Raw genomic sequence first — 26,502 nt, 5'->3', positions numbered from 1 at the left:
TCGCACTCAGTTCTGCTCTTCGGTTTCCACATAGCGCGGGAAGACCGGCTGCGGGGCTGGCAGATCGGCGCCACCGATGAGCTGGCTTGCTGCCACGTCAGTGAACTGGCGCTTGTCGGCAGGGATGGCCAGAATATCGAGCAGCTTTTCCGCCGACTGCGGGATGAAAGGCTGCACCATGATGCCGACACGGCGAATAACTTCCGCCGTCACATAAAGCACAGTGCCCATGCGCGCCGGATCGGTCTTGCGCAGTGCCCATGGCTCCTGCCCGGCGAAATAGCGGTTCGCTTCGGCGACAACCGCAAAGATCGCGCCGAGCGCCAGATGCAGCGCCTGATCATCCATGGCCTTGCGCGCTGTTTCCAGCGCCGCATTGGCCTGATCGAGAATGGCCTTGTCGGCATCCGAGAATTCGCCCGGCTGCGGCACCTTGCCTTCGCAATTCTTGGCGATCATCGACAGCGAACGCTGTGCAAGATTGCCGAGGTCATTGGCAAGATCAGCATTGGTCCGGTTAACGATGGCGTCATGGCTGTAGCTGCCGTCCTGACCGAACGGCACTTCGCGCATCAGGAAGTAGCGTAGCTGATCGAGGCCGTAACGCTCCACCAGACCGAACGGATCGATGACATTGCCGAGCGACTTCGACATTTTCTCGCCGCGGTTGAACAAGAAGCCGTGTGCAAACACGCGCTTCGGCAGCGGAATGCCTGCCGACATCAGGAATGCAGGCCAGTAGACGGCGTGGAAACGCGAAATATCCTTGCCGATGATATGCGCATCGGCAGGCCAATAGGCCCACTTGTCGCTGGTCGTATCGGGATAGCCGAGTGCGGTGATGTAGTTGGTCAGCGCATCGACCCAGACATACATGACGTGCTTTTCGTCGCCCGGCACCGGAATGCCCCAATCGAAAGTGGTGCGCGAAATCGACAGGTCCTTCAGACCGGACTTCACGAAGCTCACAATTTCATTGCGGCGTTCGGCAGGCATGATGAAGCCCGGATTCTTTTCATAAAGATCGAGCAGCTTGTCCTGATATTGCGAGAGACGGAAGAAATAGCTTTCCTCTTCAACCCACTCGACAGGCGTGCCTTGTGGACCGTAGCGAACATTATCCGCGCGGACTTCGGTTTCTTCCTCGCCGTAATAGGCTTCGTCGCGAACCGAGTACCAGCCCGCATAGCCGCCCTTATAGATGTCGCCATTGGCGGCCATTGCCTCCCAGATGGACTGGCTGGCCTTGTAGTGACGCTCTTCGGAGGTGCGGATATAATCGTCGTTCGAGCTGTTCAGAACCTCGGCCATGCGACGGAAAGCTTCGGTATTGCGGTCTGCAAGCTCGCGAGGCGTGATGCCTTCCTTGCGCGCGCTTTGCAGCATCTTGATGCCGTGTTCGTCCGTACCGGTCAGGAAATGCACATCCTTGCCGTTCAGGCGCTGAAAACGCGCCATCGCGTCGGTTGCGATCAGTTCATAGGCATGACCGATATGCGGCTTGCCGTTGGGGTAAGCAATCGCGGTGGTGATATAGTATTTTTCGCGGCTCATTATGGACCCGGTCTTTCGATGTTTGAAAGCGCGCCTGACCGTTTGCGGGAACGATCACCAGACACACACAAGAAAAAATCGTCGGCTGTGACATAACCCATGTGAGCAGTCATGTCACGCCGCAGTGCAGCAAGTTGGGCCGATCTGAAGCTATGATCCAGCGCCAGTGTGAAAAGCGCGATGCGTCTTCTCCAGCAAGATCACAACCGCTTGCTTGCGATCAAGATTATAGGTTTCAGCATCGATGATCTCGCGACCGAGATCGCTCCAAAACCGCGACCACTGATCGGCCTCCCGCAATTGCCCTGCCTCGGCGCGCTGGCGCGCTTCCGTGGCGATGCGCTCCATCAGATGATCGCGGAAAAGTTGATACTGAATTTCCGCCTCACGCCCCGTCAGGACGCTGGCCAACGCCTGCGCCTTGGGCAGATCGAAGGCCGGCCTCTCCAGTATCCCATCGACGGTGTCGGAAATCTCAATGCCGCCATGCGCCAGAAGCAGAAGCGCCTTGCGCACGCTGCCTTCGGCGCGTTCCAGAAGCGTCGGCGTGACACCGGATGCATCCAGCCCGATATGCGCGCCGACATAAGTCAGCGCATCCTTCATGGCCCTCTCGTCCAGCGGACGCAGCTGAATGCTCTGGCAGCGGGAACGGATGGTCGGCAAAAGGCGACCGGATGAATGCGACACCAGCACGAACAGCGCGCGCGCTGGCGGTTCTTCCAGTGTCTTCAATAGCGCATTGGCCGCATTGCGGTTCATGTCGTCAGCGGGATCGACGATGACGATGCGCCAAGCATGGTCCGAGGCGGTGCGGGTCAGAAAATGCGTGACGCGACGGATTTCCTCGACCGTGATACCGGTGCGGAATTTGCCGGTCTTCTGGTCGAACGGGCGATTGATATGCAACACTGCCGGGTGCATGCCACCCGCGATCTGCCGCCAAAGAGGCCTCGAAAAATCCGGCGTACCGATATCTTCCGGCGCATTGGTCTGATCGCCGTGGGTCAGCATATGCCCCGCCAGATGGAAAGCGAGCGTCGCCTTGCCGATGCCCTGCTCGCCCTCGAGCAACAAAGCATGGTGCATCCGGCCTTCGCGATAGGCCTGCGCCAGAAAGCGTGTCACCTCCCCGTGACCGGTCAGATAATCACTCGCGGATGGTCCCGGAATACCTTCAATGGAATCATGCGCCTTGGGGACGTCGAGTTCGTCGATCACAACAGCCCCTTCTTTTTCAACAATTCGCTGGCCAGTGCGCCGATATCTTCAGCTATTTCTTCCTGCGATCGATCAGCTGCAACAACCTTGCAGCGCTCTGGCTCCGCAGCCGCAATGGCCAGAAATGCCTGACGGCGCGCCTCATGCACGGCAATGTCTTCCTTCTCAAATCGATCCGCAGTCTCGTTACCGCGCCGTTTTCCGGCACGGGAAAGCCCTTTTTCAGCCGGAATATCGAGAATGATTGTCATGTCGGGAACAGCACCGTCGATTGCAATACGTTCAATGGCTGCCATATAGGTCGCATCGAGATTGCCCGTCACGCCCTGATAGGCACGGCTGGAATCGATAAACCGATCACACAGCACCACGCGCCCTTCGGCAAGCGCCGGGCGTATCAGCTGGTCAACATGATCGGCGCGGGCAGCAGCGAACAACATTGCCTCCATGGCCGGACCATAGCTTTCGGCATTGCCGCTCAGGATGACGTGCCGCACAGCCTCTGCGCCCGGCGAACCACCGGGTTCGCGCGTAATGACGGGATCAAATCCGTTTGCGCGCAAATACTTGGCAAGCAAGGCGATCTGCGTCGACTTGCCTGCACCCTCGCCGCCTTCGAATGTGATGAATAATCCTGACACTCTGGCTTCCGCATTACGTTCTGAAAAGATTCAATAGCTACAAGAACTTGATTCAAGTTCATACCGGCCTTTGGCGGTGAGGTCGAGAATTTTGAGCATGTCCCGAAAACTGTCTAAAGATATTTGCGCAACCAGCCGGTCGAAAGTTCCACCGCGCTGCTCCATGCTCTTTGCGCAAGACTGCCTTTCTCGACGGATTGCGCAGCAAACAGCGGCACTTGCTGAACCATATTGCCGTTGAGATCAAACTCCAGCATACCGACCTTGCTTTCAACTGCGACCGGCGCATGCAGCGGCCCCTCATAAATGAACCGTGCCTTCAGCTTTTCCCGCCCCTCTTTGGGCAGCAGTAATTCGACATCGTCCTTCACTTTCAGCGAAACACTGGCCTGTGTCCCGCCGAAAACCTGCGCTTCACCCACAATATCGTTTGCCGAATAAAGACGCATATCGTCAAACGACGTCATGCCCCACTGGATCAGCTTTCTGGCTTCCTCTTCGCGCTCCTTGACGCTGGCAAGACCGCTCAACGCAAGAAACAGCCGCCGCCCGTTCTGCTCAGCCGATACGACTAGAGCGTAACCAGATTCTTCCGTGTAACCGGTGCCCATGCCATCCGCGCCAACATCCAGCCGCAAAAGCGGATTGCGGTTGCGCTGGGTGATGTTGTTCCAGGTAAAGGCTTCCTGCGCGTAATATTTGTAGAAATCCGGGTGAGCCGAGTGAATATGACGTGCAAGCTTGGCGAGATCATCCAGCGTGACAGACTGTCCGTTTGCTGGCAAACCGGTCGAATTCACAAACACGGAACTGGAAAGACCAAGTTCCCTGGCGCGCTGGTTCATCCGTTCCGCGAAGCTTTGCTCGCTCCCAGCCATCCCTTCAGCCAGAATGATTGCACCATCGTTAGCCGACTGAACAATCAGCCCCTGAAGAAGATCCGCGACGGTCGGTGCGGACTTGATGCGGGCGAACATGGTCGAAGTACCTGACGGAGCACCGCCGGTGCGCCAGGCATTTTCACTGACGATGTAAGGCGTTTCGAGTGTGGTCTGGCCCTTTTCCAGTGCTTCAAACACCACTTCCGCTGTCATCAGCTTGGCAAGCGATGCGGGCGGGATCGGCGTATCGGCGTTCTTTGACAGAAGGACCGTACCACTGCGGTCATCGATCAGCAGGGCTTGCGGAGCCTTGGTCACAAGCGCGGTCTCGGCTGGCGCGGCAACGGTCGCCAAAGGCAACAGAACGGCAGCGATTCCCACCGTTCCTGCTGTTAAAACGCCTGCGATTCTTGAATGAAGCCCCATGGAAATCCCGTTACGACAGCAAGGATGCAAGCTTACGCAACGAATTCGACCAAAATCAATCCTTCAAACCGCATCACTCAAATATGATGCGACTGAGGGATTAATCCATACGGACAACGAATGCATTCTTGGCCCCAGCCTTCCATGCCGCGCGCAGCAGGGCATCATTGCCGCCATTTTCTGCAACGGCCGTGAGTTCGTAGAACTCGCCCGTTTCAGTCGGCACTTTGGTGCGGTTGACTTTCGCCGTTTTCTGTAAGGCGCGCTGCATCTTTTCAGCCGCTGCAAGCGTGTCGAACAGACCGAGTTCAACATATTCGCCGTGCTCTTCGGCATTGCGGCGCTTCCATGCATCCGAAACAGCGCTTGCCGTCAGGATGCTGCCATATGTGCGTTCTTCCGTATAAGCGCTCGCTGCGATCCGGTCAGATGCATAGCCCGCCAGTCCGCTGATGTGACCCGCATTGGCCACACCAAAGCTTCCATTCGGCTTGCGCGACGGCAGAGGTACGTTCGGTGGCAAAACCGGCGCCGGACCCGACGCATCGCCATAGGCCGGATTAACCGAGAACGGCGATTCCTGCGGAACAGGTGCGGAAACCGGCATGGGTGCGCTTTGCGGCGCCATGGCAGGTATCGGAACAGCAGATTTCGGCGAGGTTGGCGTCGGGCCGTTCATGGCCATCATCACGCCCGTCGCAGGCTGGCCGATCATATCGCCGCCAGCCGGACGATAGGATGCCATCAGATAGGCATCATCCTTGCCGTCGAGCGGTGCACGCCCGACATATTCCACCTTCACATTGGCCGTGCCGTGATGCTGGTAATCGAGCATTTCCGCCGCTTTCTGCGACAGATCGATCACGCGATTATATTCGTAGGGACCGCGATCATTGACGCGCACGATGACTGAGCTACCGGTATCCATATTGGTCACGCGAGCATAGCTCGGCAACGGCATGGTCGGATGCGCTGCGGTCAGATGCGTCATGTCATAGACTTCGCCATTGGCAGTGAGACGTCCATGAAAGGCCTCGCCATACCAGGACGCACGACCGACGGCGGTATAATTTTTGTCTTCTTTGGGATAATACCAGCGGCCCTTGACCTTGTAAGGCTGGCCCGTCTGATCTCGTCCGCCCCCACGGGGCATAGGCTTGCCGGTGCCGTACGCAACACGCGGGCTTGCCTTCACGCCATATTTGGATTCTGCAAAATATTCCTTGGAGCGCTTCGGCTTCGGCTTGGAAGTCGGCGGTGTCGCGCAACCGGCCAGAGCAACGGCCATGGCCATGAAAGTCATCATGGCGACCGAGCCGCGCTTATCACGCAACATCGCCGCCTTCTCGCTGACCGAAATTTTCAGCCCACGCTTCGAACTCATACGCCACACGCCCGCTACTCGACACGCAGCCAAAAACGCTGGCTGCACTTTACATAAATCCAGTGATGTCACCGATTTATTGACGGATCATTAAAACTTTCAGAAAAGCCGTCATTTGAGTCGCCACACGCACAAGATGATTAACGGAACCGACGATCACCGCCTTGAATTGTGGAACCAATCTGCCTCCCACAGAGTTGGAAATACACAACAAGGAGAACACCATGTTTCGAGCACTCATTCTTTGGCTTCTGGGCGTACCATTCATCCTCGTGCTGATTATCTGGTATTTTTTCTTCTAAACACGGAACATTCGCAGGACTACTCCGTTTTAGAAGTGGCTCTCTTGACCTCTGAGCCAGTCACCTAACGTCATGATTAGGCCCGCGCTTCATAGCTGCGGGCCCTTTTTTTGGCTCGAGTTTACCGGTCGCGCGCCGGTTAAGTGGGAATAAGCGCGTTGATGGCCTGCCGGTGGAGCTTGAAATGCGCCGGTGTCCAGGTGGAAAGCTCGCCATCGGTATTCACCGCCCGCGGCTTCTTGGTGCGGATAATCACTTCCGTCGTCGGAAAGGCGCGCACATCATTCCATTTCGACTGCGTGCCGCGTCGCAGGCTCGGCAGTAAACGAAGCAGATGCCACCAGTGATCAACTTCGAGACTGTAGAAATCCAGCTTGCCGTCATCGATGGCCGCGTCCTTTTCAACGGCCATGCCACCACCGTAAAACTTGCCGTTGCCGACGGAAACCTGCAACGTTTTGATCTTTTCGGTGATGCCATCATGTTCGAGATAGGCAGTAAACAGCTCTGACCGCATCAAAATGCGCGCCGCGACGATACCATAGCCGAGCTTGCCCCATTTCTTTTTCGCGTCCGCGCTCAGTTGCTGCGCAAGTTCCGCGCTGAAACCGATACTGGCGACGTTGAAATAGAGGTGACCGTTCACCTCGCCGAGATCGATGGGATGCACCTTATAGGTCGCAATCTGACGGGCCGCCTCCACCGGATCGGCAGGAATGCCCACGGTTCGGGCAAAATCATTAGCTGTTCCGAGCGGCAAAATGGCGAGCGGCATGGCGGTTTCCATAAGCCCCTTTGCAGCCGCATTGAGGGAACCGTCACCGCCGCCGATGACGACCAGATCATGGTCCCGCTCGCGCGAAATGACATCGGAGATCGTTTCGCCCTCGCGCGGCTGGTGCTCGAACAGTTCCAGCCCACCGCGCTCAAGTTCCGTCCTCATCGCGCCGCCGAATCCTTTCCCATTACGGGCATTGGGGTTCACAATCAGCAATGCGCGACGCTTCGTTGTCTTTGCCATAGAGTATCCGTCGGGTCCGTTTCGTTTCGCTCACCGCAAGTTGCAGCAAGTCGTAAAAGGCTTGTTCAGCAGATGGCGACGGATCGGCGGATATCAATATGCGCAAATGCTAATTCTGCTACCTTTGACAGCAAAGTGAAGACTGTAACAGCATGTGATCGCGTCAGCTGAGCGACTTTTCGCAGGCCCCACCCTGCCGCCGCAATCTTACAGATTGACGGGTGGATAAAGAGAACATAGCTTGTGCCCAAGAGTGCCAAACTCTCCAATCTGATCGAGCCCGATGTGGCTTCAAGATACTGAAATATCTTGCAGATTGCGGGTATGATGTAATGGTAGCCTGTCAGCTTCCCAAGCTGAATGCGCGGGTTCGATTCCCGCTACCCGCTCCAGTTTTTCTCAAATCTTCACAATCAATGACTGTTGCGACTACGTCTCGACGCATCGCATCGCGCACAGCTCTATACTTAAAATCCAGATCATTACTCAAATATAAGTATATTATAATTTAGTAATTTATAATATTTATTATTTGCTCCCTAATACTTGCCGTATTAACAATTTTCATTTCAATATAGAATTCCGAATTATTTAAGAACGAGATAGTTCATGCAGCGATATTCGATTCTGATTTCAGTGGTAACGAGAAATCGCCCGGCGATGCTCGCCGCACTTCTCAAGTCATTGGAAAGCGTCGTGGCGCCGGAACAGGTGTCGCTGCATTTTCTGGTCGTCGAGAACGATTCCCGCAAATCGCTGGATGAGCAGGTGACGGCTTTTGCCGCGCGCATGCCGCATCATATCGTGCAGTATCGGATCGAACCGAGGATCGGCATTTCGCACTCCCGCAATTGCGCGCTGAACCATGCCGTCGATAACGGCCACGATTTTCTGGTCTTCATCGATGACGACGAAATTCCAGAACCAAACTGGTTGATTGAACTCTTTGCTGAGCAACATAGGGAGAGCCTGGATATCGTCGGCTCGCCGGTGCGCCCGATGCCTGTCGAGGGCAAATTGAACATCTGGCAGAAATTCGTCTGGTCCGGGCTGGACCGCCTTGCCAGTCGCTCGGAGCGGAAATCTCGCGCGAAATGGGAAAATGGCCTGGCTGGCGGCATCAAGGTCGCTACGGGAAGCTGGATGGGCAGGCTCGATTTCTTTCGCGAGACGGGACTGCGATTCGATTCCTATTTCGGCCTGACGGGCGGCGAAGACTGGCATTTGTGGGCCAAGGCCAAAACGCTCAATGCGAAAACGGGATGGGCGCCGGACGCCATCGTCTACGAGACTGTACCGCTCAGCCGCCTGACCCTCGCCTATCACTTCCGCCGTAATCGCGATCACAACACGACGGAGTTCATTTCGTCCTACAAGAAGAACCCATCGCGGGCGCTCGGTAAACTGCCTTCGCTGCTGGCCAGCCGCAGCTGGAAATTACTGGTTTCGGTTCTCTCCATTCCGCTGAAAGGCGCGCCGGCAGTGCTGGCCTCCGCGACAGCGCTTGGAGGTCTTGTCGGGTTGCTCCGCGGCTGCCGAGGCAAGCAATCCATGCATTATGCGAAAACGACCGGGCACTGAGCATTTTTTCGAAAGTGAGCGGTTCTCGTAATAGATGGAACAAACAAAAACAGCCCCGTAAGACGGGGCTGTTTGCATTTCAAAATCTGGGCGGGCAATCAATACCAGCCGACAGCGACCTGCGCTTCTTCGGACATACGGTCTGCGGTCCATGGCGGATCGAAGGTCATCGAAACTTCGACCATGGAAACCCCTTCCACCGCTCCAACGGCGTTTTCCACCCAGCCCGGCATTTCGCCAGCCACCGGGCAGCCGGGGGCCGTCAGGGTCATTTCGATCTTTACGGTACGGTCGTCTTCGATATCGATCTTGTAGACAAGGCCAAGCTCGTAGATATCCGCCGGGATTTCCGGGTCATAGACGGTTTTCAAAGCCGCAATGATGTCATCCGTCATGCGCAGGAGTTCTTCCTGCGGAAGAGCGGAGGCAGAGAAAACAGCGCTGCCTTCGGCTTTCGCCGTTTCATCGGCAGGCTTGGTTGCAGCCTGATCCTGAACTTTTTGTTCCATCTCGGTCATCCGAAAAACTTCCTCGCCTTTTCCAAGGCTTCCGCCAATGCATCCACTTCAGCGCGGGTATTGTACATGGCAAAGGATGCACGGCATGTAGAGGTGACGCCAAAGCGTTTCAAGAGGGGCTGTGCGCAATGCGTGCCCGCGCGCACCGCCACCCCGGCCCTGTCGATCACCATCGACACATCATGCGCATGGATGCCTTCCAGCGCAAACGAGATGATCGCGCCCTTGTCCGGCGCATGACCGAAAATGCGGAGCGAATTGATTTTGCCCAGTTGTTCGTGGGCGTAATCGCGCAAATCTTCCTCATGGGCGAGAATGGCGTGACGACCAATCTTTTCCATATATTCGAGCGCCGCACCAAGACCGATTGCCTGAACGATGGGTGGCGTGCCAGCTTCAAAACGGTGTGGCGGATGATTATAGGTCACGTATTCTTCCGTGACTTCCTCGATCATTTCGCCGCCGCCCTGGAAGGGGCGCATCTTTTCCAGCATTTCGGCGCGACCATAAAGGACACCGATACCGGACGGACCATAAACTTTGTGGCCAGTGAAGACATACCAGTCGCAGCCCAGATCCTGCACATCGACCGGCAGGTGCACCGCGCCCTGACTACCATCGACCAGAACCGGAATGCCCCGCGCGTGGGCAAGCTCGACGATCTTCTTGATCGGCGTCACGGTGCCAAGCGCATTGGACATATGCGTGATGGCGACGAGCTTTGTGCGATCGGTCAGACGCTTCTCGAATTCCTCGATATGGAATATGCCCTGATCGTCCACCGGAGCGAAAACCAGCTTGGCGCCCTGCCGCTCGCGGATGAAATGCCACGGCACGATATTGGAGTGGTGCTCCATGATCGAGGTGAGGATTTCATCGCCCTCGCCGATATGTGGCATGCCGTAGCCATAGGCGACAGTGTTGATTGCTTCGGTGGCATTCTTGGTGAAGACGATCTCATCGACCGAACCAGCATTCAGAAAACGCCGCACAGTTTCGCGCGACTTTTCATAAGCATCGGTTGCAGCATTCGACAAAAAATGCAGGCCGCGATGCACATTCGCATATTCGTTGGAATAAGCGTGCGTCACCGCATCGATGACGCTTTGCGGCTTTTGCGCCGAAGCGCCATTGTCGAGATAGACAAGCGGCTTGCCGTGGACTTCGCGCGACAGAATTGGAAAATCCCGGCGGATGGCTTCCACGTCATAGGCCGCAACAAGCGGATTCTTCTGGTCCATGATCGTTCCTTTTGCCGTTCGGCAGGAAGGACGGCGCGCACATCTGAGCGCACCGCCCTATTCAATCAGGCATGAACGGCGAGCCAGTTGGACAGCACGGATTCCAGCGCTTCCACCAGCGTTTCGTCTTCCAGCTCTTCAATGATCTCGGCGATGAACGCCTTGATCAGCAGGCCACGCGCCTCGTTTTCCGGAACACCGCGGGCCATCAGATAGAACAGATAGTCCTTTGAAAGCTCGGCAACCGTTGCACCGTGACCGCAGGCCACGTCATCGGCAAAGATTTCGAGTTCCGGCTTGGCGTCGAACTCGCCTTCGTCCGAAAGCAGAAGCGTGTTGCAGGCCATGCGGGCATCGGTCTTCTGGGCGATCTGCGCAACGCGGATCATGCCCTGGAAAACGCCGCGCGCGCGGTCCTTCACCACATTGCGGATGATCTGGGTCGAACGGGTGTTCTCCACCAGATGGCCAACCGTCATGGTAATGTCGGTGTGGGTGTCGTCGGCCAGAAGATTGAGGCCGCGAAGCTCGAAGTCGGAATCTTCGCCCGTCACATTGACGTGCACTTCCTGACGAACCAGCTTGCCGCCCGCATTGACGATGTAGAGCGTGAGCTTGGAGCCTTTGCCAATCGTCGCATTGAACTGCGAAAGCTGCGTCGCCTGGCCGAAATCACGCAGGATAACCCAGAGGACTTCTGCGCCGTCGCCAACCGACACATGGCTCACCGATGTCGAGAAAGCATCGCTCTCACCGCCATTCTGGCGCTCGATGATCGTTGCCTTGACATCCGAACCGATGCGAACCGGGAAACGCGTGTGGCTCTGCCCGGCCTTCTGGATGTTCTGGATTTCGAGAGGCGCTTCTAGCTCGGTGCCGTCGGCAATCGAAATCATCCAGCCATCGCTGACATAGGCAGCGTTGATCTGGCCAATCGTATCGTCGGTGCCGCGCGCTTTAAGCTGGAGTGCCAGCGAACCGTCGGCCAGCGCTTCGCGAACCGGGGTTAGCGAAACGCCTTCCGGCGCCTTGGCGTCGAGCGCAGCGCCATTGCTGGCGGCAAGAATGGTGGAACCTGTGAGCAAAGCCGCAAGCGGCTTCGTACCGGCGGCGCTATCAAAAGGCGCGACGCCCTTCAAAAGCGTACGGAAATCCGTGTAATGCCAGCTTTCGACGCGGCGCGACGGAAGCCCGTTGCTCTTGAGCAGCTCAAGCGCCGTATCGCGTGCGACGACGACATCGCCATTGCCCGACAAATCGCCGATATAATCGCCAAAATTGTCGATCAGCGCGCTTTCAGCGGGCGTCCTCGGCTTTGCGGTCTGAGCGGTCTGGATATTCATAATCCAATCCTCCTCAGGCTGCTTCGCCGATTACTTCGGCATAACCGTTTTCTTCCAGATGCAGTGCGAGGCTCTTGTCGCCAGATTTGATGACCTGGCCCTTGTAAAGCACGTGCACGCTATCGGGAACAATGTATTCGAGCAGACGCTGATAGTGGGTGATGACGATCACGGCGCGATCCGGCGAACGCAGCGCATTGACGCCTTCCGAAACGATCTTCAGCGCATCGATGTCGAGGCCGGAGTCGGTTTCGTCGAGCACGCAGAGGCTTGGCTCCAAAAGCTGCATCTGAAGAATTTCAGCGCGCTTCTTTTCGCCGCCCGAGAAGCCAACATTGAGCGGACGCTTCAGCATGTTCATGTCGATGTTGAGGCCGCCGGCGACGTCCTTCACGCGCTTGATGAATTCCGGAATCTTCAGTTCCGGCTCGCCGCGCGCCTTGCGCTGGCTGTTCATCGCGACTTTCAGGAATTCCATCGTGGCAACGCCCGGTATTTCCATCGGATACTGGAAAGCGAGGAAAATGCCCTTGGCAGCGCGTTCTGCCGGGTCGAGTTCGAGGATCGACTCGCCGTTATAGAGAATGTCGCCTTCGGTCACTTCGTAGTCGTCGCGACCAGCGAGGATGTAGGACAGCGTGGACTTGCCCGAACCGTTCGGACCCATGATCGCAGCCACTTCACCCTTGTTCACGGTGAGGTTCAGGCCACGGATGATCTCGGTATCCGTGTCGGCGATCTTTGCATGGAGGTTCTTGATCTCAAGCATGAATGTAAACCTTGTTCTAATGCCAGGAAAAGGCTGGCCAGAAAAATCAATGGGGAAGAGGCGTGTCGATTGGTTAGCCGACACTGCCTTCAAGCGAGATGCCGATCAGCTTCTGGGCTTCGACGGCGAACTCCATCGGCAGTTCCTGAATAACTTCCTTCACGAAGCCATTGACGATGAGAGCGATTGCCTCCTCTTCCGGAATGCCGCGCTGCATCACATAGAACAGCTGGTCTTCGGAAATCTTGGAGGTGGTTGCCTCGTGCTCGAACTGCGCCGTAGCGTTCTTCGCTTCGATGTACGGCACCGTATGCGCGCCGCAATCGTTGCCGATCAAAAGCGAGTCGCACTGGGTGAAGTTGCGGGCATTCTCGGCCTTGCGATGCGCCGAAACCTGTCCGCGATAGGTGTTGTTCGACTTGCCAGCCGAAATTCCCTTGGAAATGATGCGGCTCGACGTGTTCTTGCCGAGATGGATCATCTTGGTGCCCGAGTCGATCTGCTGATAACCGTTCGACACGGCAATCGAGTAGAACTCACCGCGTGAATTGTCGCCGCGCAGAATGCAGGACGGGTATTTCCAGGTGATGGCGGAGCCGGTTTCAACCTGTGTCCAGGAGATCTTGGAATTGTCGCCACGGCAATCGCCACGCTTGGTGACGAAGTTGTAGATGCCGCCCTTGCCGCTGCTATCGCCCGGATACCAGTTCTGGACCGTCGAATACTTGATTTCGGCGTTTTCCATCGCAACCAGTTCAACCACGGCGGCGTGCAGCTGGTTTTCGTCGCGCTGCGGTGCCGTGCAGCCTTCCAGATAGGAAACATAGGCGCCTTCATCGGCGATGATGAGGGTGCGCTCGAACTGGCCGGTGTTCTTCTCGTTGATGCGGAAATAGGTCGAAAGCTCCATCGGGCAGCGAACGCCCTTCGGAACATAGACGAACGAACCGTCGGTGAAGACAGCCGAATTCAGCGTCGCATAATAGTTGTCCGACACCGGAACAACCGACGCTAGATATTTCTGCACCAGTTCAGGATGTTCACGGATAGCTTCCGAAATCGAGCAGAAGATCACGCCCGCCTTGGAGAGTTCTTCCTTGAAGGTGGTTACGACCGACACGCTGTCGAACACGGCATCGACGGCCACGCGGCCGGACGCATATACATTGTCTGACGGATTGCCGTCGATTTCGCTCGGATCGCCCTGCTTGCGCACGCCCGCAAGAATTTCCTGCTCGCGCAGCGGAATGCCAAGCTTTTCGTAGGTCTTGAGAAGTTCCGGATCGACTTCATCCAGCGACTTCGGGCCGCTCTGGTTCTTCGGGGCCGCGTAATAATAGGCGTCCTGGAAATCGATCTTTGGATAATCGACACGCGCCCAGCTTGGCTCTTCCATGGTGAGCCAGCGTTCATAGGCCTTCAGACGCCATTCCAGCATCCATTCCGGCTCATTCTTCTTGGCGGAGATGAAGCGAATGATATCTTCGTTCAGGCCCTTGGGAGCCTTCTCTGCTTCGATCGTCGTTTCGAAGCCGTACTTGTACTGATCCACGTCAAGGCCGCGGACCTGATCAATGGTCTCCTGCACTGCAGGCATTGGCGTTCTCCATCCTCGTCGGGGTCAAGGCCCGACAGTTGCAAACGTCAAGGTGATATGTCTTGAACAATACCGCCTCAATATAGTGTGCGTGACGCTTCTTTAAAACCTCTCTAAACTAGATTTCAAGCGCCGCACGTAAATTTGTCCGAAAAATTCAAGAATATTTTGGGAATGACGTAAACCCGGCAGCCATTCCGGCGTTTAAACACACTTTCGCCGCCTATTTCCTGCTTTCGTAACGCTCAACGATTTTGCGCAGGACTGTGAGAAACGCTGCGACCGAATCCATGCTCACATCCGGTTCCAGCGACACACGGATCGCGCCGGGGCCGTCCTCATGGCCCATGGCCGCCAGCACGTGGCTTGGACCGACCTTGCCTGACGAACAGGCCGAACCCGCCGAAAGCGCTATTCCGCCAAGGTCGAAGGCGATCTGGACTGTCTCGGCCTTCTGGCCATCGAGCGAAAAGAACGTTGTGTTCGGAAGACGATCCACGGCCTTGCCGTAAATCACTGCCCCGGGTGCGATTTCCAAAATCCCCGCTTCCAGTCTGTCCCGCATATCGGGAGACCAGCCGCCACTTTCAAGCCGCGCTTTCGCAACGGTTGCAGCAGCGCCGAAGCCCGCAATCAGCGGCAAGGCTTCTGTACCGGCACGGTGTCCCTTCTCCTGACCGCCGCCGCGCACCAGCGCACGCGGCATCATCAGATCGGAAATGGCAATAACCGCACCGACGCCTTTCGGGCCGCCGATCTTGTGGGACGAAACGATGAGATAATCGCCGCAATTATCTGAAATATCGAGCGGAATACGCCCTGCCGCCTGAACGGCATCGACGACATAAATGCCGCCCGCAGCCTTCACGATAGCGGCAATCTCTGCCACGGGCTGAACGACACCGGTTTCGTTATTCGCGGCCTGCACGGCGACCAGCGGCAAGCCCTTGCTTTTGTCATGGGCAGCAAGCGCTTGCTCCAGCACATCGAGCCGCAAAATGCCGTTTGCATCGACAGGCAATGTCGTGATGCTGTCAGCGGCAAACTGACCGCCAGCGGTCATGCAGGGGTGTTCTGTCGCGCTGACATAAAGATGCGAAAGGCGCACCGGCGAACGCCCCATCATATAATTCGGAGTCAAAAGCGTCGATGCAGCTTCGGTCGCGCCGGAGGTAAAGAAGACATGTTCGGGCTTGGCGTTGACCAGCGACGCGACGTTGCGGCGCGCCGCTTCAACCAGCGCGCGGGCAGCGCGGCCCTCACGATGCACGGAGGACGGATTGCCCGTAATGCTCAACGCCTCGATGACCGCATTGCGCGCTTCATCGAGCAAAGGCGCACTGGCGTTATAGTCCAGATACAGCCTCTTGCCGCTCCCGTTCACCGTCCCTATCTCCTAAATAACGTCAAGAATGAGCTTCGAGCGCAATTTCCTTGAATTTTCAATCGGGAAAAGCCTATTAAGCCATTACTGCGTGCTGAACTTCAGGTTCAGCCTGTCCAAATTTCAAATCGGTTCTAGAAGCGGCGTCCCCCAACGTCAAGTTCGCAGCTTCGGTCCGATCATCCCGTTACAAGCGGAGTACACATGCCAGAAGTCATTTTTAACGGACCAGCCGGACGCCTCGAAGGCCGCTATCAGCCTTCCAAGGAAAAGAACGCGCCCATCGCGCTCATCCTGCATCCGCATCCGCAATTCGGCGGCACGATGAACAACAAGATCGTCTACGATCTGTTCTACATGTTCCAGCAGCGCGGGTTTACGACGCTGCGCTTCAACTTCCGCGGCATCGGTCGCAGCCAGGGCGAATTCGACCACGGCGCGGGCGAATTGTCGGATGCCGCGAGCGCGCTCGACTGGGTGCAGGCCCTGCATCCGGATTCCAAGAATTGCTGGGTTGCCGGTTATTCCTTCGGTTCCTGGATTGGCATGCAGCTTCTGATGCGCCGTCCGGAAATCGAAGGCTTCATCTCGGTCGCACCGCAGCCGAACACCTACGACTTCTCGTTCCTCGCGCCGTGCCCTTCGTCCGGTCTCATCATCCATGGTGATCAGGACAAAGTCGCACCGCCCAAGGATGTGCAGGCGCTGGTGGATAAGCTCAAGACCCAGAAGGGCATCACCATCACGCAAAATACGATTGAAGGCGCCAACCACTTCTTTGCCGGCCATGGCGATCAGCTGATCGAGGAATGCTCGGAATATCTCGACCGCCGGCTGATGGGCGAACTGGTCGAAGCGCGCCCGAAGCGTCTGCGCTAAACAACAAAATCGGTCGCAAACCAGATTGACCTGGTCTTATCCGGCGGATCGCTCCGCCGGATTTTTTGTGCATATTGATTTCGTCAGATCGATTCGTTTCTCAGCAGGTGCGCCATGCCGGTCTATGCCCTTCTCGCCATTGCCATCTGCTCCGAAGTCATCGGCACATTGAGCCTCAAGGCGTCGGAAGGGTTCACCCGGCCCATTCCATCTATTATTGTGGTCGTCACCTATGGGCTTGCCTTCTATTTTCTATCCCTGACATTGAAGACTATTCCCGTCGGCATTGCCTATGCAGTCTGGTCGGGAATCGGCGTCACACTGGTCGCACTGATCGGCTGGCTCGTCTTCGGTCAGAAGCTCGATTTTGCCGCCGTGGCGGGCATGGCATTGATTATCGCAGGCGTAGTGGTTCTCAATCTGTTTTCAGGCACAGCACAGCACTGAACAATCGAAGCTGTTGACGAAACCTGCGCAAATTGCGTGTTTCGCCAGACGTTCGGGAGTTTCCTTGTTATTGGCGGTTGATTGGTGCTAAAGGCCAACTTATCACTTTGTTGTAAGCATCCGCTTACTCCAGTTTCAACTTCGCCTTACCAGTCAGGAAAAAGGAATGTCCGGTTTCAAATCCGATTTTCTTCGCACGCTTTCCGAGCGTGGCTTCATTCATCAGATTTCCGATGAAAGCGGCCTCGACGAATTGTTGGCCAAGGAAACCGTGACGGCTTATATCGGCTTCGACCCGACGGCACCAAGTCTGCACGCGGGCGGTCTTATCCAGATCATGATGCTGCACTGGTTCCAGCAGACCGGCCACAAGCCGGTGGCCCTGATGGGCGGCGGCACCGGCATGGTCGGCGATCCGTCCTTCAAGGACGAAGCGCGCAAGCTAATGACCGAAGATACGATTGCCGAGAACATTGCCGGCATCAAGCGCGTCTTCGCCAACTACCTCACCTTTGGCGACGGCGCCACCGACGCGCTGATGGTCAACAATGCCGACTGGCTGCGCAACATCAATTACCTCGAATTCCTGCGCGATGTGGGTCGTCATTTCTCGGTCAATCGCATGTTGTCCTTCGATTCGGTGAAGATGCGCCTTGACCGCGAGCAGTCGCTGTCCTTCCTCGAATTCAACTACATGATCCTGCAGGCTTACGACTTCGTGGAACTGAGCAAGCGCCATAATATCCGCCTGCAAATGGGCGGCTCGGACCAGTGGGGCAATATCATCAACGGTATCGACCTCGGCCACCGTATGGGGACGCCGCAGCTCTATGCCCTGACCTCGCCACTGCTGACCACCGCTTCCGGCCAGAAGATGGGCAAGTCGCTGGGCGGCGCCATCTGGCTCAATGCGGACATGCTGAGCGCCTACGACTTCTGGCAATACTGGCGCAACACCGAGGACGCAGACGTGGAACGCTTCCTGAAGCTCTACACGACGCTGCCGATGGATGAGATCGCCAAGCTTGCCGCGCTCGAAGGTTCTGAGATCAACGAAGCGAAAAAGATCCTCGCGACGGAGATAACGGCTATATTGCATGGCCGTGATGCCGCCGAGGAATCCGCCGAGACGGCACGCAAGACCTTTGAAGACGGCGAACTGTCTGAAAATCTTCCGACGGTCGGCGTCCACAAGGCAACGCTCAATAGCGGCATCGGCATTCTGGCGCTGATGGTTCTGGCAGAACTCTGCACCACCAACGGTGAAGCCCGCCGTCATGTTGAAGGCGGTGCCGTGCGCATCAATGACGAGCCGGTCACCGATCCGCGCATGACGATCGACGCCGGTGCGTTGAACGATCAGGGCGTCATCAAGCTGTCGCTCGGCAAGAAGCGCCACGTGCTTATCCGCCCGGCCTGATCTGGCCAGCCCAATAATTGAAACGAAAAAGCCTGGCTCCTTGCCCGGCTTTTTCACATCCGTATTATCGGCGCTAACCCGCTTTAAAACTCGAAGATCGAGCGGAAGATGCCTGGCGCAATGATCGAAATAGGATTGACGATCACCTGCGGCTGTTTTGCGCTTCCCGAAAGCTTGTAGGTGATGCCGATCAGGCCACGGTCGCGACCATTGCCCAGCAGCATACCCACGATAGGCACTTCCCCGAACAGGCGGTTCACACCATAGGCAGGCATGAAGGTGCCGGTGATCGCCATATTGCCTTGCTTGTCGTAAAGCGTTCCCTGGAACGTTGTGCCGACCGATGGTCCGCGCACCACACCCTTCGACAGGTTGAGATAGCTATCGCCCTTTTCAATCAGCGAGAAGCCCCGCTCGACATCGACGCGCGACACGTCAATGTCACGCTTCACCGCCTGATTGAGGCTTGCACCACCGGTTGCAGGCGGGCTCGACACGAGCTTGGCCAGACGCGGCTCGTTGATGATCGCGAAGTTGCGGGCATCGATCTGTCCACGCAGCGGGCCATCGCCCTGCGCCGCAAGCCCAACGGTTATCTTGCCGCCGCGCATCTTGTCATAGAAATCGAAAAAGCGCAGCACCGCGCCCGCATCATTGGACTGGAGCGAAATTGAGCGGGCATCGCCCTGATCATTATTCGTCGCGACGAATGATTGACCGGACGAAGTCTGGGCGTTGACGGAAACACCCGCAATGCGATTGCCGGAGCTTTCATAGGAAATAGCGACATTGCGCAAGGATTCGCCGTTGAAGCCGCTGACTTCATCGACCTGCGCGCTCACGACCACACGCGGCCCCTTGCTTTTGCCGCCGCTGCCCTTGCCGCCCAGATCTGACGCCTGCTTGATCAAGGCCCGCGCATCGAATTGCGATCCGCGCACATTGACCCGATAGCCATTGGCACCCTTGGTAGCCTTGACCGACAGACGGTCATTCCGGTTGAGACGCAATTCGCTGAAATCAGCCGACTGGAAATCGCCCTTGGCAATCGACAGATCGCCCTTTACGCCGAATGCATCCCCAGTGAAGACCAGATTGTTGATATCGATCTTGCTCTTGTCGTCCGGATTCTGGATGAAATCGAAGGTGGCCTTGGCCGGTATGCCAGCGCCCTTGCGCCAGCCAAGCCATGACAGGTCCACCTGTGTTCTGCCAAGATCGGCCGTGACGTGGCGCTTACCGCCTTCCGCCATGCCGAGATCAACCGACATTGGCCCGGAAAAGACGGAGTTCAGCCCCGGAAACACCGCATTGCGTGTCTTGTCGTCGATTTCCAGCTTGATCTTCTGATCGCGCTTGGCCGGTCCGGACAGATTAACCGGCTCGGTCATCGTCACCTTGCCGGGCACGCCATCGAGTTTAGCATCAGCGGTGATGACAGCGGCGGTCTGGTCAACCTTGATCGTGCCTGTCGCATTGCTGACATTCGATCCGCCCACCGGCTTTGCGATATCCAGATTGTTGAAGCCGATATCGGCGCTCCATTTCAAAGTGCCGGGCGGCGGGTCCTTCGACACGGCAAAGCTCACCTTCACCTGCGCCTTCACATCGCCCGATACGTCTTCCGGTAGGAAGGGCACGTTTTTCAGAACATCAATGGGCTTTTTACCGGCAATCTCAGCGATGGCGGATGCATCGCCCGAAACCGTAATATCGAGATCGGAAATAACCGGACGCTGCGGCCCCCAAGGAATGATGAGCGTGCCGTTGGAAACGTCGGCCTTTCTGTTTTGCGCCGTATAGACGACCCCCTTGGGGAGCTTGATCGTCGTATGCGCACCGCGAACGGTGATCACGCCATCGGCATCGCGCACCGGCGGCAATTCACCGACCACGTCAAGACGTGTATCAAACACCTTGAAATCGCCTTTGATTTCATCGCCCGTCAGCGGTGGCGGCAGACCCGGACCGTTAAAGCGTCCGGCAGCCAGCGAGATGTCGATCTGGCTATCTTTCAGCGTGCCGCCGTAAAGGTTTTTCAGAACCCATTCACGCGCGCCATCGGCCACGTCGATGGGCCAGAGATGCTTGGCGTCAGCCACAGGCATTTTAGGAATGCGCAGCATGAAGATCATTTCAGGCGAGCCATTGCCGAACGCCATGCCGCCCTGCCCGTAAAGCTGACCGTTTTCGGTCTGCACATCGAGATTGGCAAACTGCACACGCAGCTGATCAGCCAGAAAACGACCAGATATGCGGGTTGCGAAGGACAGCGGCTGCTCTGTAGACTCCGCTGGCATGCTCGTCGCCGAACTGGTCAGAACCTCGAAACGATAGGCCGGACCGTCCTCATTGCCCGCATCCTCCGGTTCTGGCCCGAATGCGCCGTTGAACTGCGCCTGAAGTCCCCCCAATTGCAGCCGCGATTGCTTGATCTCGATCTTGCGGCTACCCACCTGATGCTCAAGGCTCAAAAGCGCACTGCCGCGCACGTCCTCGACCCGCCCCATCTGCATGTCGATGCCATCGACGCCCAGATCAACGCCAAGGCGTTCGGGCCGGTCGCCCGTCGCGGCTGTGCCGGAAAGCGTAATTTTTGCCTGACCGTCCAGCTCGAAATGCGCCGGATTGATCCTGTTGTTCGCCATGACAGGCGTTACTTCAGGCGGCGATCCGAGCTTAACGGGAATATCATTGATGTTAAGCGCGAAGCCCTGAAGGCTGTTATCAGCAACATCGCGATCAATCTTGCCGTCAATCGCGATCCTCTTGCCCTGCCAGAGCAGATCACCCGTGATGGCGATCTTGCCTTGATCTTCCACCAGTCGCGCAGTCTTGATTTCCACGGATTGCTGAGCATCACCTGCATTGAAGCGGATGGTGCTGTTGAAAATGCCAATGGCGCGGGTGTCCTGCTGGCGCAAAAGCTCGACGCTCTTGCGCATTGCCGCGAAAATTTGCTCCGAAACCGCATCGAAATCGACGATGCCGCGCTCATCGTAAGGCAGGGACTTCCAGAAACCGTCGCCCTTCGCCTCCGGCATATCGAAGGTCACGCCCTCGACTTCGAGCTGCGCCACGCGCACCGAGCCGGTCAAGAGCGGCAGAGGCGCCAGACCAAGGCGCACAGACCGGATGCCTTTGATTTCAACGCCCTGCCTGGGGTCGGTCACGGAAACGTCCCGCGCTTCCATGGCGACATGGCTATCCTGATCGAGCGAAAGCGCGGCGCTGCCAATCGAAGCGGACGCGCCATCGCCCAGCACGCCGACCAGAGCCTTCTGCGCTTCATTACGCAAAAGCTCGCTGTTCACGCCGCCACGAAGAATGAGAAAACCCGCACCACCGACCAGAACGAGCAGAATGCAAATCGAAACGAAAGCATGGGAACAACGCGAAATAAATGACCGTCCCGAGCGCAACGGGCCGTCTGCGAGACCATCCGCGCCATCAGCGGCCAGACGCTCGATTCTATCCATCTCCCGCTTCGTGAAGCGGATTCGTTTCGGTTTTTCTGTCAACAACCCAGCCGGATATCAAGTGCTGCAATCGACGACGCTTCATAAGATGAATCATGAAACTATCGTATTGAATTGATTTTACTCACCCTTTCCATCTGAGACGGTGCCTGCGGTTTGCGCTTGCGTCCATTTTCCGACATTTCGCCAATCTGCGAAACGATGCGGTTTCCATGGTTGCACAAGCGTCACTCGAATGCGATAGCTCGGACTGTAACAGGTGATTTCCATGCTAATCCATAAAAGAAAGGCACAGATATGGCTCATCCCCAAGTTGGCGAAACGGCACCGGATTTCAGCTTGCCGTCAGATGGACTTTCGGGAAGCGGTCAACTCACCCTTTCGTCGTTGAAAGGCAAGCCTGTCGTCCTCTATTTCTATCCCAAGGATGACACATCGGGCTGCACCAAGGAAGCGATTGCCTTTTCACAATTGAAGCCGGAATTCGACAAAATCGGTGCGCGGGTAATCGGCCTGTCGCCAGACAGCGCCACGAAACATGCCAAGTTTCGCAAAAAGCACGATCTGACCGTCGATCTCGTCGCAGACGAAGAACGCACAGCTCTGGAAGCCTATGGCGTGTGGGTCGAGAAAAGCATGTATGGCCGCAAATATATGGGCGTCGAGCGTACAACCTTTCTGATCGATGCCGCTAGCCGTATCGCACGGGTCTGGAACAAGGTGAAAGTTGCCGGTCACGCCGAAGACGTGCTGGAAGCGGCTCGCGCCCTATAGCCCGACGGAGTGTATCCTGTGATGCGCGAGACCAAGGCCCCCGAACAAACGCTGCGTGGCAATGCCATTCGTGCCATTGCTGCAGCCGATCTGGACGACAAAGTCCGCCTCACGCGCGAGACGGCGGCGCGCTGGTTCGGGCGCACGCTTTCGGTGCGAAGCCCGCTCGACCCGCCTTTGCCAGATCGTCCGGGCCGTCCGGACAAGCCGGAGCTTGTCCCGCCGCGCATGATGAAGAAGCGCTCGCTCCACACGGAGCATGGCCGTATCGCGCTGATGCACGCTCTTGCGCATATCGAGTTGAATGCCATCGATCTGGCGCTCGATATCGTGGCCCGCTTTGCAGCCAAGCCCATTCCGCGGAGCTTTTTCGATGGCTGGATGAAAGTCGCTGATGACGAGGCGCGGCATTTCACTTTGCTGCGCAATCGCCTGAAAGACCTTGGCGCCGATTATGGTGACATGCCTGCTCATGACGGGCTGTGGCAATCGGCGCATCAAACGCGCAATGATCTGGAGGCGCGGCTGGCCGTGGTGCCGCTGATACTCGAAGCGCGTGGGCTGGATTTGACGCCGTCGCTTCTGGAAAAGATGATCGAAACCGGCGATCATGAGACGGCAGCGATACTGGACATCATCTATAACGACGAGAAAACCCATGTCGCGGTCGGCGCGAAATGGTTTCGCTTTTTCTGCGCGCGTAATCGCATCGATCCGGTCGCCCGCTTTCAGGAACTGGTACGCACCAATTTTCGCGGCGATCTCAAGCCGCCGTTCAACGATTTGGCACGGGCCGAAGCCGGACTGACGCCGTCCTTTTATCGCAACCTGTCTCCGGTCTCGATCTGAGACACTTTCCGGCCCGCATGGCTGGCGCAAGCCACGAATGCAAAGCTTTATTAACCCTAATAAGTTGTAATCAAACTTAGGGAATCGGTGCGTTTTCCAGAACGTTCCGCCAGAATTTTGCAGTTCGCATCCGTGTTCAGGTTCCGAGCTGCTCTATCGGGGGGCATGTGGGTGCCATGACGAATAAACGGGCGAAAACAACGGGAAAGACGGTCTTCGGTGAACGCAAGGAACCGCCTGTCGTCATTATCGCTCGCGGCGAGAAAATCAGCCATTTCACGTTTCGCCCTTGGATGGCCATTGCAGGCGGAGCGGCGTTTCTGGCGCTTTCAACTGCCTATCTCGGCTCCACCGCCTATCTCGTGCTGCGCGATGATCTGATCAGTTCCAGCATTGCGCGACAGGCACGCAACCAGCAGCTTTATGAAGACCGGATTTCGCTGCTGCGCACGGAAGTGGACCGCATTACGAGCCGCCAGATGCTTGACCAGCAGGTCATGGAAAACAAGCTCGCTGAACTCATGCAGCGACAGCAGACGCTGAGCGCGCGCGATGGCAAGCTTGCGCCTTTGCTGGAACGGGCATCGAAGTTGCAGCCAATGCCGGATATGCCGACACAGCCCGTCCCCTTCGCCGAAGAGCATAGCCAGCTTATCCCGGATGAGGCGATTGGCGAGCGGGACTTTCCCGGCATCGATCCGATCATAACCGGGCCTGTGCCCGCGAATGTCAAACTGGAGCGTCGTGCCGATGCGGGACCGCTGGGTCTGCGTCTTGCGGGCGGCATGTCAGGTGAATCCACAATCGAGACCTCCGACAAGTTGCTTGCCACCATCAACCAGACCCTCCATCGCATCGAAAGCGAACAGAATGGCAAGGTGCGCAATCTGGCGGATGCCGCTTATGAAAAAGCCGACACCATCGTCGACACGCTAAATTCCGCCGGGCTTCGCATCGAAACCTCGGACAAGGCGCATTCTGCCATGGGCGGCCCGCTGATTCCGATTTCAGCGCCCGGCACAATCGTCAATGATTTCGACATGCAGATCCGCAATCTCGACAGTGCACTGGAACGGCTCGATAGCGTTCGCAAACAAATCACGGCGATGCCGCTCGCGAACCCTGCCCCCGGTATGCCGGTGACGAGCCTTTTCGGATATCGCAGCGACCCGTTTTTCGGCAGCGCAGCCTTTCATTCAGGCATCGATTTTCGCGCCGCCTATGGCCAGACGATCCGGGCCACGGCTGCCGGAACGGTCATGAAGGCAGGACGCTTTGGCGGCTATGGCAATATGGTCGAGATTGACCACGGCAATGGTTTTGCCACACGCTTTGCGCATCTCTCGCAGGTTCTGGTCCGCGACGGGCAGAAGATCACCCGCGGCATGGTCATCGGTCAGGCGGGCAGCACCGGGCGTTCGACCGGGAGTCACCTTCATTATGAAGTGCGCGAGAACGGTCGTCCCGTCAATCCGGTCAATTTTCTCAAAGCGGGCAAACAGATAGAGCCGCTGCTTTAACAACAGCCATAAAAAACCCGGCGCCGAGGCCGGGTTTTTGTTATTCGCGGATTTCGAACAGATATCAGTCGATATCGTCGATCATCTCGCCACCACCCTGAATGCGGTGTGCGAGCGCTGCTTCCATGAAAGGCGTTACCGCGCCATCCAGCACTTCCTGCGGATTGGTGCTTTCCACGCCGGTGCGCAAATCCTTCACCAACTGGTATGGCTGCAGAACGTAGGAACGAATCTGATGCCCCCAGCCGATATCCGTCTTGGTGGCATTGGCTGCGTCCGTCGCTTCTTCGCGCTTTTTCAGCTCTTCCTCGTACAAACGCGCCCGCAGCATCGACCATGCTTTTTCACGGTTCTTGTGCTGCGAACGTTCCGCCTGACACTGCACCACGATACCGCTCGCGATATGCGTGATACGCACTGCGGAGTCCGTCGTGTTGACGTGCTGACCACCGGCACCCGATGCACGATAGGTATCGATGCGAACGTCTGCTTCCGTCACCTGCACATCGATATTGTCATCGATCACCGGGTAAACCCAGATACTGGCGAAGGACGTATGGCGACGCGCATTGGAATCGTAGGGCGAGATGCGGACCAGACGATGAACGCCTGATTCGGTCTTCATCATGCCGTATGAATTGTGCCCCTTGACGAGAATGGTCGCGGATTTGATGCCCGCTTCATCGCCATCGTGCACTTCCATCACTTCGACCTTGCGGCCGTTGCGTTCTGCCCAGCGCGTATACATGCGCAGCAGCATCGACGCCCAGTCCTGGCTTTCCGTGCCGCCGGCGCCGGCATGCACTTCGACATAGGTGTCGTTGGCATCGGCTTCGCCCGACAGCAGCATGTCGATCTGGCGGTGATCGATCTCGACCTTGAGTTCGCGGATGGTGTTTTCCGCGTCGTCGATGATCGACTTGTCGCCTTCCTCCTCGCCCATGGCGATGAGTTCGATGCTGTCGTTCAATGTCTGGGTAAGCTGATTGATACCGTTAATGCTGTCTTCCAGCTGCTGGCGCTCACGCATCAGCTTCTGGGCTTCCTGGGCATCATTCCAGAGTGTGGGATCTTCGGCCTTCTGATTGAGATAGCCGAGACGTTTTATCGCCTGATCCCAGTCAAAGATGCCTCCTCAGCAGGCTTATGGCCTGCTTGATTTCGTCAACCAGCGTCTCGATTTCCGCGCGCATGGGCAAATCGTTCCTTCAGTAATTCCTATTTCAATGGGAAACCAAACCGGACGCAAAGCCCGGCTCGTCATTTCCAGC

At 56.9% G+C, this 26,502-nt stretch carries 21 protein-coding genes and 1 tRNA gene; 8 read left to right on the top strand and 14 right to left on the bottom strand.

From position 1 onward, the window contains the following. Positions 1–6 precede the first annotated feature (6 nt). The 6 genes from metG to D8666_RS01845 all read right to left on the bottom strand — a co-directional run bounded on the left by metG (position 7) and on the right by D8666_RS01845 (position 7,430). A complete protein-coding gene (metG, locus tag D8666_RS01870) occupies positions 7–1,554 on the bottom strand; it encodes a methionine--tRNA ligase (RefSeq protein WP_121536075.1) in 1,548 nt (515 codons plus the stop codon). 150 nt (positions 1,555–1,704) lie between these two features. After that, positions 1,705–2,775: a DNA polymerase III subunit delta' gene (locus D8666_RS01865; RefSeq protein ID WP_121536072.1), complete on the bottom strand. Its 1,071-nt coding sequence runs from the start codon at positions 2,773–2,775 to the stop codon at positions 1,705–1,707. Then, positions 2,772–3,416 carry a dTMP kinase gene (gene tmk, locus D8666_RS01860; RefSeq protein WP_121536069.1) on the bottom strand — a complete coding sequence of 215 codons (645 nt, stop codon included), beginning with the start codon at positions 3,414–3,416 and terminating at the stop codon, positions 2,772–2,774. The genes D8666_RS01865 and tmk overlap by 4 nt, the downstream gene beginning before the upstream one ends. Positions 3,417–3,529: 113 nt before the next feature. Further along, on the bottom strand, positions 3,530–4,723 hold the full coding sequence (locus tag D8666_RS01855) for a D-alanyl-D-alanine carboxypeptidase family protein (protein WP_121536066.1): 1,194 nt from the start codon (positions 4,721–4,723) through the stop codon (positions 3,530–3,532). 100 nt (positions 4,724–4,823) lie between these two features. Continuing rightward, positions 4,824–6,107 carry a septal ring lytic transglycosylase RlpA family protein gene (locus D8666_RS01850; protein WP_121536063.1) on the bottom strand — a complete coding sequence of 428 codons (1,284 nt, stop codon included), beginning with the start codon at positions 6,105–6,107 and terminating at the stop codon, positions 4,824–4,826. Between the two features lie 441 nt (positions 6,108–6,548). Continuing rightward, positions 6,549–7,430 (bottom strand): lipid kinase, encoded by an 882-nt coding sequence (locus D8666_RS01845; protein ID WP_121536060.1) that lies wholly within the window; start codon positions 7,428–7,430, stop codon positions 6,549–6,551. Positions 7,431–7,748: 318 nt separating this feature from the next. Between D8666_RS01845 and D8666_RS01840 the strand changes: the two genes are divergently transcribed. Together D8666_RS01840 and D8666_RS01835 are read left to right on the top strand one after the other, a co-directional pair. Beyond that, a tRNA-Gly gene (locus D8666_RS01840) sits at positions 7,749–7,822 on the top strand. A gap of 217 nt (positions 7,823–8,039) precedes the next feature. Then, the gene (locus tag D8666_RS01835) at positions 8,040–9,011 is read left to right on the top strand and encodes a glycosyltransferase family 2 protein (protein ID WP_121536057.1); all 972 of its coding nucleotides are present in this window, start codon (positions 8,040–8,042) and stop codon (positions 9,009–9,011) included. 98 nt (positions 9,012–9,109) lie between these two features. On the opposite strand, the gene D8666_RS01830 is transcribed toward D8666_RS01835, so the two are convergent. The 6 genes from D8666_RS01830 to D8666_RS01805 all read right to left on the bottom strand — a co-directional run bounded on the left by D8666_RS01830 (position 9,110) and on the right by D8666_RS01805 (position 15,863). After that, positions 9,110–9,529, bottom strand: coding sequence for an SUF system Fe-S cluster assembly protein (locus tag D8666_RS01830; RefSeq protein WP_109368899.1), 420 nt, complete (start codon positions 9,527–9,529; stop codon positions 9,110–9,112). Next, positions 9,526–10,770 (bottom strand): cysteine desulfurase, encoded by a 1,245-nt coding sequence (locus D8666_RS01825; protein WP_121536054.1) that lies wholly within the window; start codon positions 10,768–10,770, stop codon positions 9,526–9,528. The genes D8666_RS01830 and D8666_RS01825 overlap by 4 nt, the downstream gene beginning before the upstream one ends. Before the next feature lie 65 nt (positions 10,771–10,835). Beyond that, on the bottom strand, positions 10,836–12,113 hold the full coding sequence (gene sufD / locus D8666_RS01820) for a Fe-S cluster assembly protein SufD (RefSeq protein ID WP_121536051.1): 1,278 nt from the start codon (positions 12,111–12,113) through the stop codon (positions 10,836–10,838). A gap of 13 nt (positions 12,114–12,126) precedes the next feature. Further along, positions 12,127–12,882: a Fe-S cluster assembly ATPase SufC gene (sufC, locus tag D8666_RS01815; protein ID WP_078338532.1), complete on the bottom strand. Its 756-nt coding sequence runs from the start codon at positions 12,880–12,882 to the stop codon at positions 12,127–12,129. Between the two features lie 73 nt (positions 12,883–12,955). After that, on the bottom strand, positions 12,956–14,479 hold the full coding sequence (gene sufB, locus D8666_RS01810) for a Fe-S cluster assembly protein SufB (protein WP_078338531.1): 1,524 nt from the start codon (positions 14,477–14,479) through the stop codon (positions 12,956–12,958). Between the two features lie 223 nt (positions 14,480–14,702). Beyond that, positions 14,703–15,863 (bottom strand): cysteine desulfurase family protein, encoded by a 1,161-nt coding sequence (locus tag D8666_RS01805; protein ID WP_121536048.1) that lies wholly within the window; start codon positions 15,861–15,863, stop codon positions 14,703–14,705. 204 nt (positions 15,864–16,067) lie between these two features. Between D8666_RS01805 and D8666_RS01800 the strand changes: the two genes are divergently transcribed. From D8666_RS01800 to tyrS, 3 genes are all read left to right on the top strand, one after another. Next, positions 16,068–16,742: an alpha/beta hydrolase gene (locus D8666_RS01800; protein WP_078338528.1), complete on the top strand. Its 675-nt coding sequence runs from the start codon at positions 16,068–16,070 to the stop codon at positions 16,740–16,742. A gap of 114 nt (positions 16,743–16,856) precedes the next feature. Beyond that, positions 16,857–17,189, top strand: coding sequence for a DMT family transporter (locus D8666_RS01795; RefSeq protein WP_109368894.1), 333 nt, complete (start codon positions 16,857–16,859; stop codon positions 17,187–17,189). 166 nt (positions 17,190–17,355) lie between these two features. Then, the gene (gene tyrS, locus D8666_RS01790) at positions 17,356–18,609 is read left to right on the top strand and encodes a tyrosine--tRNA ligase (protein ID WP_109368893.1); all 1,254 of its coding nucleotides are present in this window, start codon (positions 17,356–17,358) and stop codon (positions 18,607–18,609) included. 83 nt (positions 18,610–18,692) lie between these two features. Here the strand turns inward: tyrS and D8666_RS01785 are convergent, their stop codons facing one another. Further along, positions 18,693–22,088: a DUF3971 domain-containing protein gene (locus tag D8666_RS01785; RefSeq protein WP_121536045.1), complete on the bottom strand. Its 3,396-nt coding sequence runs from the start codon at positions 22,086–22,088 to the stop codon at positions 18,693–18,695. Between the two features lie 297 nt (positions 22,089–22,385). Between D8666_RS01785 and D8666_RS01780 the strand changes: the two genes are divergently transcribed. The 3 genes from D8666_RS01780 (at position 22,386) to D8666_RS01770 (ending at position 25,231) form a co-directional block, all read left to right on the top strand. Beyond that, positions 22,386–22,862, top strand: coding sequence for a peroxiredoxin (locus tag D8666_RS01780; protein ID WP_121536042.1), 477 nt, complete (start codon positions 22,386–22,388; stop codon positions 22,860–22,862). 21 nt (positions 22,863–22,883) lie between these two features. Beyond that, entirely contained in the window at positions 22,884–23,711 is an 828-nt protein-coding gene (locus D8666_RS01775; RefSeq protein WP_121536039.1) for a ferritin-like domain-containing protein, read from the top strand. Positions 23,712–23,887: 176 nt separating this feature from the next. Then, a complete protein-coding gene (locus D8666_RS01770; protein WP_121536036.1) occupies positions 23,888–25,231 on the top strand; it encodes a M23 family metallopeptidase in 1,344 nt (447 codons plus the stop codon). Between the two features lie 64 nt (positions 25,232–25,295). On the opposite strand, the gene prfB is transcribed toward D8666_RS01770, so the two are convergent. Further along, a protein-coding gene (gene prfB / locus D8666_RS01765; RefSeq protein ID WP_121536033.1) for a peptide chain release factor 2 occupies positions 25,296–26,424 on the bottom strand; the annotation gives its coding sequence in 2 pieces (ribosomal slippage) (positions 25,296–26,354 and positions 26,356–26,424; 1,128 coding nt in all). Positions 26,425–26,502 lie beyond the last annotated feature (78 nt).

Source organism: Ochrobactrum soli (assembly GCF_003664555.1).
Lineage (GTDB): Bacteria > Pseudomonadota > Alphaproteobacteria > Rhizobiales > Rhizobiaceae > Brucella > Brucella teleogrylli.
This window is presented reverse-complemented; position numbering and strand designations above follow the sequence as displayed.

Excerpts from the sequence above, each read along its gene's own strand:
- D8666_RS01800 (WP_078338528.1), top strand. The coding sequence starts at position 16,068 with ATGCCAGAAGTCATTTTTAACGGACCAGCCGGACGCCTCGAAGGCCGC.
- D8666_RS01775 (WP_121536039.1), top strand. The coding sequence starts at position 22,884 with ATGCGCGAGACCAAGGCCCCCGAACAAACGCTGCGTGGCAATGCCATT.
- sufD (WP_121536051.1), bottom strand. The coding sequence starts at position 12,113 with ATGAATATCCAGACCGCTCAGACCGCAAAGCCGAGGACGCCCGCTGAA.
- D8666_RS01780 (WP_121536042.1), top strand. The coding sequence starts at position 22,386 with ATGGCTCATCCCCAAGTTGGCGAAACGGCACCGGATTTCAGCTTGCCG.
- sufB (WP_078338531.1), bottom strand. The coding sequence starts at position 14,479 with ATGCCTGCAGTGCAGGAGACCATTGATCAGGTCCGCGGCCTTGACGTG.
- metG (WP_121536075.1), bottom strand. The coding sequence starts at position 1,554 with ATGAGCCGCGAAAAATACTATATCACCACCGCGATTGCTTACCCCAAC.
- tyrS (WP_109368893.1), top strand. The coding sequence starts at position 17,356 with ATGTCCGGTTTCAAATCCGATTTTCTTCGCACGCTTTCCGAGCGTGGC.
- D8666_RS01830 (WP_109368899.1), bottom strand. The coding sequence starts at position 9,529 with ATGACCGAGATGGAACAAAAAGTTCAGGATCAGGCTGCAACCAAGCCT.
- D8666_RS01795 (WP_109368894.1), top strand. The coding sequence starts at position 16,857 with ATGCCGGTCTATGCCCTTCTCGCCATTGCCATCTGCTCCGAAGTCATC.
- D8666_RS01770 (WP_121536036.1), top strand. The coding sequence starts at position 23,888 with ATGACGAATAAACGGGCGAAAACAACGGGAAAGACGGTCTTCGGTGAA.
- D8666_RS01850 (WP_121536063.1), bottom strand. The coding sequence starts at position 6,107 with ATGAGTTCGAAGCGTGGGCTGAAAATTTCGGTCAGCGAGAAGGCGGCG.
- sufC (WP_078338532.1), bottom strand. The coding sequence starts at position 12,882 with ATGCTTGAGATCAAGAACCTCCATGCAAAGATCGCCGACACGGATACC.
- D8666_RS01855 (WP_121536066.1), bottom strand. The coding sequence starts at position 4,723 with ATGGGGCTTCATTCAAGAATCGCAGGCGTTTTAACAGCAGGAACGGTG.
- D8666_RS01825 (WP_121536054.1), bottom strand. The coding sequence starts at position 10,770 with ATGGACCAGAAGAATCCGCTTGTTGCGGCCTATGACGTGGAAGCCATC.
- D8666_RS01845 (WP_121536060.1), bottom strand. The coding sequence starts at position 7,430 with ATGGCAAAGACAACGAAGCGTCGCGCATTGCTGATTGTGAACCCCAAT.
- D8666_RS01835 (WP_121536057.1), top strand. The coding sequence starts at position 8,040 with ATGCAGCGATATTCGATTCTGATTTCAGTGGTAACGAGAAATCGCCCG.
- D8666_RS01785 (WP_121536045.1), bottom strand. The coding sequence starts at position 22,088 with ATGGATAGAATCGAGCGTCTGGCCGCTGATGGCGCGGATGGTCTCGCA.